This window comes from Streptomyces sp. NPDC127197 (assembly GCF_042672405.1).
GTDB lineage: Bacteria > Actinomycetota > Actinomycetes > Streptomycetales > Streptomycetaceae > Streptomyces > Streptomyces flavusporus.
Map to the genome: position 1 here is coordinate 226,431 of NZ_JBHXVG010000013.1, position 10,740 is coordinate 237,170.

General features: G+C 69.9%; 7 protein-coding genes and 1 tRNA gene. 2 read left to right on the forward strand and 6 right to left on the reverse strand.

Annotation, left to right across the window (positions count from 1 at the left end; genetic code table 11):
• Window positions 1-152: 152 nt before the first annotated feature.
• The 4 genes from ACFVJQ_RS22190 to ACFVJQ_RS22205 form a co-directional block, all read right to left on the reverse strand.
• Window positions 153-1,562, reverse strand: coding sequence for a TQXA domain-containing protein (locus tag ACFVJQ_RS22190; protein WP_385510310.1), 1,410 nt, complete (start codon window positions 1,560-1,562; stop codon window positions 153-155).
• Window positions 1,563-1,844: 282 nt separating this feature from the next.
• The gene (locus ACFVJQ_RS22195; protein ID WP_385510309.1) at window positions 1,845-2,321 is read right to left on the reverse strand and encodes a single-stranded DNA-binding protein; all 477 of its coding nucleotides are present in this window, start codon (window positions 2,319-2,321) and stop codon (window positions 1,845-1,847) included.
• 277 nt (window positions 2,322-2,598) lie between these two features.
• Window positions 2,599-4,740 (reverse strand): GTPase, encoded by a 2,142-nt coding sequence (locus ACFVJQ_RS22200; protein WP_385786079.1) that lies wholly within the window; start codon window positions 4,738-4,740, stop codon window positions 2,599-2,601.
• 180 nt (window positions 4,741-4,920) lie between these two features.
• Window positions 4,921-6,528, reverse strand: a complete 1,608-nt coding sequence (locus ACFVJQ_RS22205) for a dynamin family protein (RefSeq protein WP_385510308.1) — start codon at window positions 6,526-6,528, stop codon at window positions 4,921-4,923.
• Between the two features lie 321 nt (window positions 6,529-6,849).
• Here ACFVJQ_RS22205 and ACFVJQ_RS22210 point away from each other — a divergent pair.
• Window positions 6,850-6,922, forward strand: a tRNA-Arg gene (locus ACFVJQ_RS22210).
• Between the two features lie 177 nt (window positions 6,923-7,099).
• Here the strand turns inward: ACFVJQ_RS22210 and ACFVJQ_RS22215 are convergent.
• Window positions 7,100-7,780 (reverse strand): hypothetical protein, encoded by a 681-nt coding sequence (locus ACFVJQ_RS22215; RefSeq protein ID WP_385786082.1) that lies wholly within the window; start codon window positions 7,778-7,780, stop codon window positions 7,100-7,102.
• Window positions 7,781-8,243: 463 nt separating this feature from the next.
• On the opposite strand from ACFVJQ_RS22215, the gene ACFVJQ_RS22220 reads away from it, so the two are divergent.
• The gene (locus ACFVJQ_RS22220; protein ID WP_385786085.1) at window positions 8,244-8,429 is read left to right on the forward strand and encodes a transposase; all 186 of its coding nucleotides are present in this window, start codon (window positions 8,244-8,246) and stop codon (window positions 8,427-8,429) included.
• Window positions 8,430-8,460: 31 nt separating this feature from the next.
• On the opposite strand, the gene ACFVJQ_RS22225 is transcribed toward ACFVJQ_RS22220, so the two are convergent.
• Entirely contained in the window at window positions 8,461-10,518 is a 2,058-nt protein-coding gene (locus ACFVJQ_RS22225; protein WP_385786088.1) for an NACHT domain-containing protein, read from the reverse strand.
• Window positions 10,519-10,740 lie beyond the last annotated feature (222 nt).

A 10,740-nucleotide genomic window follows, 5' to 3' on the forward strand; every position in this document is an offset into this window, starting at 1 on the left:
TATGCCCGAATAGTGCTATTTGCCCTCTTTTGAAAAGCCTGCCCGGGCGACTTCACGACGGTGTCCGCCGACTGTCACAGACGTGTCACGAGGCGCGCCGCAGCGCGATCACAGAGAAAGTCCGAGGCTCCTGACTGCGGGTTCGCCGACGGTTACGACTTCTTCCTGCGGACCACGACCAGGGCCGCGCCGCCGATCACGACCAACCCGATGGCCACGCCCGCGATCAACGGGGTCGCGTCGGAACTGCCGGTGGCGGCGAGGTTCACGTCGGAGGCGGTGCCGCCTGCCGTGGCCGGGCTCGGCTCGCTGAGGATCTGCGTCGACTCACCGGCGTCATCAGCCTCGCCGGCCTGGGTGCGGCAGTCGAGCACGCCGGCGAAGCGCTTCTCGTAGCCGCCGGGTCCGGTGATCGTGAAGTCGTAGGCCTGGTCCTCCTGGAGCGGGATGGTCACGGTGCGCGACTCACCGGCGCCGATGGTGTGCTCGGCGCCCATCAGCTCGAAGGTGAAGGCCTCGTCGCCCTGGTTGACGGCCGTGATGTCCACGCCGCCCTCGGCGCAGTTCTCCTGCGCGGACAGCGCGGGTATCGGGCCCTTCTCCGCCCACGTCGCGCTCACCGTCGCCGAGACCGTGGACTCGCTGGAGCCGGCCAGGATCTGCGTCTGGCTTCTGCTCTCGGAGGCGAAGGCCCGGCCCACGGGCACGGTCGTCGAGGCCTGGACGGTCAGCTCGGCCGAACCGGCCGCCGCGTCCGCCGGCACCTCGAAGAACAGCTGGCTGCCGTCCGTCGCGGTGGTGACGTCCTTGCCGTCCTTGCCGACGATCCGCACTCCGTCGGCGGCGGCGTCCGGCGGCGGGGTCACCGTCACACTGTCCGCGTCGGTGCGCACCGTCACCGGGCCGAGCAGCTCACCGGGGTGGCCGGAGAGCGCGGGCGGGTCGAGGGTCAGTGACGCCTCGGGTTCCGCCGCGTCACGGGCGCTCTTCTCCAGGTGGTCCGCGAGCTTCTCGGCCTCCGGGTCGACGGCGTCGACGTCCACCCCGTCCGAGTAGCGCCAGATGGCCACCTGGGTGCCGGCCGCGGCGTCCTGCTCGGTGAGGCCGCCGCGGATGCCTGCCTTCTTCGCGAGCGCCGCGAGGTCGTTCACCTGCGGGTAGGAGTTCTGCAGAATCCAGCGGATCCGGCCCGCGTCGTCGTTGGCGCCCAGCGAGGTGCCGCTCCACGGCGTCTCGTGGTACTTGGCGTCCTTCTGGGTGGGGTTGTGCAGGTCGACGCAGTACGTCTGCAGCGTGCCGCCGCCCTCGACGGACATCTCAAACAGGCCCGCGGATATCTCCAGGTCGCCCTCAGCGGCGTGGACCACCGCCGCGCCGTAGGTCTTCAGGCCGCTCATGGTGGCCGCCGCCCCGCCATGGGTCTGCGCCGCCCCTGAGTCGGCCGCGGCAGGCGCCGCCATGGCCGGCCCGGCGGCGACGGTCAGTCCCGACACCAGCGTCACGGCGGCGAGACGGGCCGCCCGTCGCCCGCACACGGACAGTGCGGAGAACGAAGAAAACACAGAATTCCCCTTCGAGCAGGACCCGTTGACGTGGGGGGTACGGTCCCACCAGCAGAATCTCAGACCCCGAGAGCCATGCCCGGCATCCTAGGGATGCGGGCGCACCACCTTTCCCAGTGATCCCGCCGGGCCGACAATCCGACTCGGAATCGTTATCGCCAGGAGGCCCACGAACAGGGCTTATCGACAAATCCACCATGGCCGTCCGGGGTGCATTCGCCGATAAGCCGCAGTTCGGTCACTCTCGTACGGCTCCGGGGCGGAACCGGCCCGTAGCCGACGTCACGTCACCGCCGCGGGTTCCGGCCGCTGTTGGAGCTCCGTGCCTGCGCTGTCGGCGACGGGCGTCTCCCAGGCGGGCTCGGGCTGTGCCGGCGAACCGGTCGTCTCCGTCTCGCTCTTGGGGTTCGCGCGCCGGAAGGCCGAGGTGCCGCGCGCCAGATCATGGCCGATCGCCACGGCGTCGATGTCGGCCGAGGTCCAGCTCTGCCCTTCGCGCACGTCCGTCCGTACCTTCAGCCTGCCCTGCACGATGACGGGATCGCCCACCGACAGGGACGCCGCCGCGTTGGTGGCCAGCTGCCGATTGGCCCACACCGTGAAGAAGTTGGTGTGCCCGTCCGTCCATGTGCTCTTCTCGCGGTCCCAGTACCGGGCGGTCACCGCCAGCCGGAACCGCGCCGACGGTCCCGCCGCCAGCTCCCGGTAGACCGGCTGCGTCGCCACGTTGCCCACCGCGCAGACCATCGTCTCGTTCATCTTCTGGCTCCCCTCCCCCGCCCAGCCGCTCGCGCCGGGCAGGCATGCGTACGGGCCCGTCCCGTACGGCTGCGTCTGCCGCGGCGGCCGCCATCCCTGCGCACACCGCCGCTGTCGTGGCGACCGCGTCCGTCGCGATCGCCGCGAAGCCAGACTGCCTCCGCCGAGCCGAGCCCGCAGAGGGCTGTGGATCATCCCCAGCCTGTGGATAACTCCACCACTCGTTCGAGGGATCCCCTCCCGCACGCCCCACCGGTGTGGCCGGCCTTCCGAGCGGCTACCTCACCCCGGCCCTCGCCCCGATGACCCGCCCGTACTGGTCACGAATCTCCTGGTACCGCAGCAGCTCCGACGCCACCGGATCGAGTACCCGGGCCCGACCGCACCCGGCCGCGGCCTCCCGCAGCCGCCGTTCCGCCTCCAGTCCGTACCGCCGGGCCGGTCCCCGGGCCGCCATCTTGCAGCTCCACTCGACGAGCGGGCCGCCGATGATCCCGGCCACCATCAGCAGCACCGGCACCCCGAGATTCGGCGACATGACCCCGACGATCTGCCCCACCAGCCACAGCCCGCCGACGACTTGCAGGAGCGTCATGGACGCCTGCGCCAGTACGGCCACCGGCCACCAGCCCGGTGTCGGTGGCCGTCCCGTCGGCAGCCCGGCCCGCGCCGCCAGCTCGTCCAGTGCCTCGGGCAGCCCCTGGGAGCCGCGTACGGCCGCCTCGCGCACGGCCTGCGCCCAGGGCGCCGGCAGCCCTGCCGACGCCCGGTCGGACACCGTCCGCACCGCCTGCTCGACGCGCTGCCGCGCCGTGGCCTGCTCGTCCGCCTGCGTGCGCACCGGCAGCCGACCCGTGGTGGGTTCGCTCCGCTCCAGGAACCAGCGCCACAACCGCAGCCAGGGCGTCCCGCACGCGCGGTTGGCGTTGCGCAGCCAGGCCCGCTCGGCGGCCTCGCCGGCGGCGGTGGCGCCCACGGCGTCGGCCAGCCGCGCGGAGAACTCGTCCCGCGCCCGCTCGCTGAGCCCGGTGCGTCGCCCGGTGGTGTACACCGGCCACAGCCGCACCGCCGCGGCGTCCAGGTCGGCCAGGATGCGGCGGGCTGCGGCACCGCGCTCCGCCACGAACTGGCCGAGCGCCTCGCGCAGTTCCCCGATGCCGTCACCGGTGAGCGCGGACAGTGCGAGCACGGTCGCGCCCGGTTCGCCGTACTCCCCCAGGGCGATCCCGTCCTCGTCCAGCAGCCGCCGCAGATCGTCGAGCACCTGGTGGGCCGCCTCCCCGGGGAGCCGGTCGATCTGGTTGAGGACGACGAACATGACCTCCGCATGCCCGGCCATGGGCCGCAGATAGCGCTCATGCAGCACGGCGTCGGCGTACTTCTCGGGATCCACGACCCAGATGACCGCGTCGACGAGCGCCAGCAGCCGCTCGGCCTGTTCGCGGTGCTGTACGGCCGCCGAGTCGAGGTCGGGCAGATCGACCAGGACGAGCCCGCGCAGCTGCGCCTCCGCCTCGGGGCTCTGCAGCGGGCGGCGACGCAGGCGTCCGGGGATGCCGAGCCGGTCGATGAGGCTCGCCGCGCCGTCGCTCCAGCTGCACGCGATGGGCGCGGCGGTCGTCGGCCGCCGTACGCCCGTCTCCGAAATGGCCACCCCGGCCAGCGCGTTGAACAACTGCGACTTGCCGCTGCCGGTCGCGCCCGCGATGGCGACGACGGTGTGCTGCCCGGACAGCTTGCGCCGGGCCGCCGCCTCGTCGAGGACCCGGCTCGCCTCGGCCAGCGTCCTGCTGTCGAGCCGGGTACGGGACAGGCCCACCAGTTCGCGCAGCGCGTCGAGCCGGGAGCGCGTCGGACCGTCGTACGCGAGCGGGGCCACGGTCTGCGGCCCCGACGGCTTGCTCTCCGCCACCGCGAGCTGCTCGGCGGCGGTCTTCTTCTCGTTCACCCGCCGCGCGATCAGACCGTCGTCCCAGGTGTCTTCGGCGGCCGTGACAGAGTCCGTGTGGGGTTCCGTAGCAGAGTCCGCATGGGATTCCGCAGGCGAGTCCGCACGGGATTCCGTCAGAGAGCCGGTGCGGGAGTCCGCGGGGGAGGGGGGACGGGAGCCCGCAGGAGATCCGGTACGGGCGTCCATACGGCCATCGCTCGCACGGTCACGGTAGGTGTCATGGTCGGCCTGCACGCGCGCGTGGTCCCCGTTCCCTTGCGCACCGGACTCCCCTGACTTGCGCCGCCCCCACCAAAAGCGCCGCTCGACGGATTCGCCCTCTTCGAGGAGGGGCTTTCCGCGATCGCCGTCGTCCTCCGTGGAGGATCCTTTTCTCGCATCGCTCTCCTTGGTGGCGTCCCATTCGGCAGCGCCCTCCTTGGAGACACTCTTTCCGGAATCGCCCCCCTTGGTCATTCCAGTGGTCATTCCGGAAACGGCCTGCTCAGAGGCTCTGTGTCCGGAAGCGCCCTCCCTGGAGGAACGGTTTTCGGAATCGCCCGTCACAGGGGCACGGTCGTCTGCGCGCTCGTTCTCGGAGGCCGCGTCCTCCTGGTGGTCGGGATCGGCGTGCTCCGTGTGGTCCTGGTCAGTGACGGCAGTCACCGGTCACCTCTCCTTCTGCAGTACGGACAGCGCGGCGATGAGTTCGGCCTGGGGTTCGGGATGGACTTCGAGGGCGTCGAGCGGGGCGAGCCGGCGTTCACGTTCGGCGTGCATCACCCGGTCCACGTACTCGCCGAGCAGCCGTCCGCCCCGTTCCCGCAGCCGCAGCGCACCGTGGGCGCCGATCCGCTCGGCGATCCCCTCGCCCGCGGACCGGGACCGGTGGCCGCCCAGCAAAACGGTGGCGACCAGCGCGGAGACCACCTCGGGGTCTGGAGCGACGCTGCGGTCGAGGTGGCGCACCTCGTCCTCGGCGTGCTCCTCGAGCTCGCGCCGCCACCGCCGTACCGCCATCCCGATCCGGTGCTCGGCGGTCTCCAGGGACGCGTCGCGGTCCGCGAGCTCCGGGGCGTCCGCTGCCGGCTCGCGCCGCCAGGCCTCGTCGATGCGCTCGTCGGCGGCGGTGACGGCGCACAGCAGCAGCTCGCACAGGCTCTCCACGAGGGCGTCCAGGAGCTCACCGGCGGTGCAGTCGAGCGGGAAGGCCCGCCAGCGCTTCAACGCGTCACCGGCGAGCACGGCACCCCCCTGCAACCGCCCCCGCACGCGCGCGTGCTCACTGTCGTAGGCGGAGTCGACGGCGGAGGTGAGCCGCAGGGCGGCCGCGTACTGGGCGGCGGCGGCACTGGCCAGCTCGGGCATCCGGGACTTGAGCGAGGCGATGAGGCCGTACGCCGTACGGGCCATAGCGTGCTGCCGGGCCGCGGGGTCCTGGGCCTGATGCACGAGCCAGGTGCGCAGCGGCGCCACAGCGGTGGTCGGCAGCAGCCCGCTGCCCCAGGCCGACTCGGGCAGCTCGGGCACGGTGAACCGCGGTACGTCGCCGAGCCCGGCCTTGGTGAGCAGGGCACCGTACTGCCGGGAGACCTCGGACACCACCTGGTGGGGCACCCGGTCGAGCACGGTGATCAGGGTGGCGTCGTACTCCTTGGCGGTCCGCAGCAGATGCCACGGCACGGCGTCGGCGTACCGGGCGGCCGTGGTGACCATGATCCAGATGTCGGCGGCACAAATGAGCTCGGCCGCCAGGGTGCGGTTGTCGGCGACCAGGGAGTCGATGTCCGGTGCGTCGAGGAGGGCGAGGCCGCGCGGCACGGTGTCGGCGGTCTCGATGCGCAGCACGCGCGCGGGGTTCTCGCCCGGGAGCAGCAGATCGTCGTCGGACTCCTGGTGCGGCACCCACACGCGCGTGAGGTCGGGCAGCACGCGCATGCCGCTGAACCAGTGATGGTCCTCCGGGTGGCACACCAGCACCGGCGTCCGTGTCGTCGGCCGCAGTACGCCCGCCTCGCTGACCCGTCGGCCCACCAGGGAATTGACGAGCGTCGACTTGCCGGCGCCGGTGGAACCTCCCACGACGGCCAGCAACGGCGCTCGGGGCTCTCTCAACCGGGGCACCAGGTAGTCGTCGAGCTGAGCGAGCAGTTCGTCGCGGTTGGCACGCGCGCGTGGCGCCCCCGGGAGGGGCAGCGGGAAGCGTGCGGCGGCGACGCGGTCGCGCAGCGCGGAAAGTGCGTCGAGCAGCTGAGGCCGTACGTCCAAGGTCACCACATGCGAAGAATGCCCAATTTTAGGGCATATCTGAAGCATATGAGCATGTCTGCGCGCCGACAGAACACAAGGGACGGAAGGGGCGACTGGGACAGAGGCACAGCCCAGGCATAACGAGTGCACAACACCCGCTGCGTGTGGCGTGAAAAGCGATGCACGATTCGTACCCGCCTGCGATTATCAGGACCGCTTCACCGAACCTCCACATCGAGCCACGGAGGCGAAGCAACAGGGGCAGGGATCCGGGAGCTTTATCCTTGTCCCCGGCAACGTCACGGATCAGCCCACACCCGGGCACCACGACAGAGGCCACCACACCCGGCCCCCGTAGCTCAGTGGATAGAGCAGGCGCCTTCTAAGCGCTTGGCCGCAGGTTCGAGTCCTGCCGGGGGCGCCCATGCTCCGCCCTCCTTCGGGAGGGCATTTCTGCTGTTCGGAGCGGTTATCGACGGGCACGACAAAGCCCCGGGCACTCCCCTACCGATCATGGGAGGACTCCGGGGCTGTCCGGCTGTCACCGGGTTTCTGCGGGTCGCTGTGTCGAATACGTGTCGAAGTTCACGGCGGCGGATCAGTCGGCGTCGGAGAGGTCGGGGAGGTCCCCGGCGGCTTCGAGCCGCTTCTTCAGGTCCGGCAGCTGCCCGTCGACACATCGGGCGTAGGTGGCGAGCAGCACGGGCACGCTGTTCCCGGCCCACTCGGCCACCTGTGCGGGCGGGATCCCGTCGTTGAGCCACTTGGTCAGGCGGGTGTGCCGGTTGTCGTACACACGCTTTCCGGTCGGCGAATCGAAGACGTGCGGAGCCAGGACTGCCCGGCGAGCGCTGCGCCAGGCCCGGCGGATGACGGAGCCCGCGAGGATGCCGCCGTTCTCACCCTGGAACAAAAGATCACCCGGCTTGAGCTCCTCGTCTTCGATGTGCTGCCGCAGGATGCGAGTCAGGGCAGGATGTCCCGGCACCGTGCGTGTGTCCCCTTCCGCGCGGCCCTTGAGGTCGCGCTGCTCGTGGATCTCTCCCGTGTCGGTCCACTGCTTGCCGACTTCCGGAGTCGCGGTATGGATCATCAGTTCGCACCACTGGTCGTCGGCGTCGACGTCGGGCAGGCTCACGTCCCCTACGCGCATGGCTACGGCCTCTTCAGGGCGTGGTCCGCAGTAGTACAGCGTGGCGAAGAAGGCGTGCAGTCGCTTGCCGCCACGGGGGCGCCGGCGGATCCAGTCGAGGAGCGCCACCGCCTGGTCGGGGTTCATCAAGGCCCGCGCACGGCGCGGGCGCACGCCGCCCTTACGGCGCGGCCCGCCTCCTGTCTCCGCCCCGGCTGGCCGCGCCAGGCGGCGCGCTACGTGCTGCGGGGTGAAGTGAGGAAACCACATGCGGGTCAAAGACATGCCCCCGGCGGGGGATCGGCCAGCACCGGGATGGAGGGGGCGCCGTTGCCGACTGCGGGCACGTTGGGGCGTGCGTGGGGTGCTTCCATCCCGTCCACCGTCGACCCAGGCAGAGCCGAGCAGACGCGGCCCATGGCGTCCAGGTCGTTCGTACAGTGGTGCGCTCCACCTGGACGCCATGAACCACGCCCGCTCCACGGTGTGTGGGTCGACGGCGGACGGGATGGAAGCTGGGTGAGGTGGCGGGCTAAGGCGGTAAGCGGCGGCGACGTGCGATGGTGTCCCGCCGTGTGGTGTAGCAGGGATCTTGGGATAGCCCCTGGTTATGGGGCAGCCATCGCGCAACTCTCCGAGCCCCGGGATCGGACCGACCGCGGCCGCGGTCATCGTCGCCGAGATTGGTCTGGTCATGAACCGCTTCCCCACCCCCGGCCATCTGGCCTCCTGGGCGAAGTTCGCCCCCGGGGGTGAAGGAGTCGGCCGCGAAGAAAGCACTGTCGGCGGATCATGAGCACTGTCCGAGCAGATCCAGCGAGACGGGACTACGAACGGCTGGCGAGGCGGTGCTGCAGATCGATATGTCGGAACTGGTACACGCCTCCTACTTGCCGGAGTACACCTCGTCGCTCGTGTGCATCGGCAAGGAAGGCCATGAGGCGGATCGGTAACCGTTTACGCAGGGCCAGATAGATACGGGCTATGGTGAATTTGCCCCAGGCTGACCTGTTGAAGGCCAGCCAGGCGCCTGGTATCGCACCAGGCGCGAGGGAGAGCACCGATAGGTACGGGCCGACCACAAGGGACACTCCGGACAAGGCGGTGAAGATGAGAGGCCCAGCCCCCAGTAGCAGGCAAGTTGACAGCGCGTAGATAATCATGGGCAGTATTGCCGTCCGGCGGTCGCGCAGCAGCAGGGCAGCCGGACCGACCACCGTGTTGAGGTCTGCTGGCTTGGGCGAGAACCCCAGGGCCAGCGCGATCGCGATTCCGCCCGCGAACGCCGCAACCAGGTGGTGTGCCACCAGCCAGATCGCGACCCCGCTGGCGATTCCGCTTGTCAGTTCGCCGAGCCTAAGCGACCACCGCAGCCTGGATGCGGGTTCACGTATTTCGCCCATATGCCTGAATATTCGCTCGTTCCCGAGCGTGGATATGGCGGCTATCCCGAACCCGTACATCGGCCCAAGCCAGAGCCAGGCTTGCAGTCCGAAGGCCACGCCAATCGGCAGTGCTGTCAGCATGGGTATAGCGCGTTGGGGTAGAGCGTGGTTCAGCTGCCACCAGGCAAGGTCGGAGGCGCCGTGAAGGTTGCGCTGCTGGTGCCGGGCCAGGTGTACGAGGGCGCTTTCTGCTTTTTGCGGAGTCCAGCGGCAGGGATAGCGACGGTGCGGGCGATAGGCGGCCGGAATGTATGCGTCGAACAGGTGATTTTCGACGTCTGTCTTGGTCGGCAGACGCTCGGTGTCGCACAGTTCGGCGGGCTCGGGCAGACTGGTGGGTCGCTCGCCGGGCCGCGGGTTGTAGATGGTGCGTGCGAGGAAGAGCATGAGCGGCGTGCGCAGAGCCCGCGCGACCGGAGCCCGGGTTCCCAAGCTGGTGATGACGGGATCCCAACGAGGGGCTGACTGCGGTCCTTCGGCAGTATCACGCAGGTATTCGGCGGCATCCACAGGACGGACCGGCCTCAGCTCGATGCCAGCGGCCCCGGCGAGCTTTACAGGTGCCCCTGAATCGCGTGCCGAAGCATCCCGGAATTCCGCGAGACGGCTGGCGAGGATCAGCCCTTGGCCGGGTGGCAGTTCTTGGTTGATGGCGTCCAGAGCTGGCGGGCGAAGTGCTGCGGGGATTTCGTCGAAGCCATCCAGTATCGGCAGGATCAGCCCCGCGTCGAGCAATGCCCGGGCACGGTTGCTGCTCTCGTACATAGTCGGCGCAGCGGCACCCAGACCCGCATAGTCCCGCGCCATTCGCTGGGCCATCCACGTATAGAGGTCTTCTTCGGCCGGGTTCCACCCGGCTAGGGAGAAGAGGATCGGAATGGCTTCGCTCCCAGGTTGCTTGAGCAGGTCCAGGAGGAGACGAATGAGCAGGACGGTCTTGCCAGCCCCGGGCTGGCCGAGGACCACCAGCCGGCGCGTCGGGATCCGCTCGGAGTACACCTCAGCGATCTCGTTACCGCTCCCGGCAAGGCCCGCTGGCCCGCTGGCCCAGCCAGCCCCGTCTGTTGACCCCGGCCACCGAGTCGCCACGGTCTTCAGGATGGGCCACTCCTCAACCAGGTCAGGTGATGCTTGATGCCACGACACAGCGAGTGGATAAGGACCATAGAGGAGGCGCACCTGGGCCTCGGCTTCCCACTGGCGTCGGACCACCGTGCGCAACGTATCGGCGAGGCCAGTGAGTTGTACCCCCTCGGCAGACTCGCGACGGTCGGCCCGGTAGCTCACCCACCCCTGCGCTAAGGCCGCCAGCCCTAGGGCGGCGGTGACACCGAAGCTGAGAACTCCGGCCATGTCGCCCGGATCGAGACCATCCGTACGGGCCGCCTCCCAAGTCCAAGCCACACCTGCAATACCGCCCGCCGTCAGCGCCAGGCCCACGAGCCACAGCGACCACTTGCTTCGCATCCCCCTACGCATGGCACGGATGATGCCCGACCTCCAGACGCAACGCGAGGCCTGTGTGCGAGCAGCCAGAGATTACCGGCCCATCTTCATCTGACAGCGTGCTTCCCAATCTGGAAGTCAAGCGGCATGAGGGGCCGGAGGAGGCGTGGCTTGGTAGCACCGCCGGTCACGGATCAGAGCCCAGAAGACGTTGAC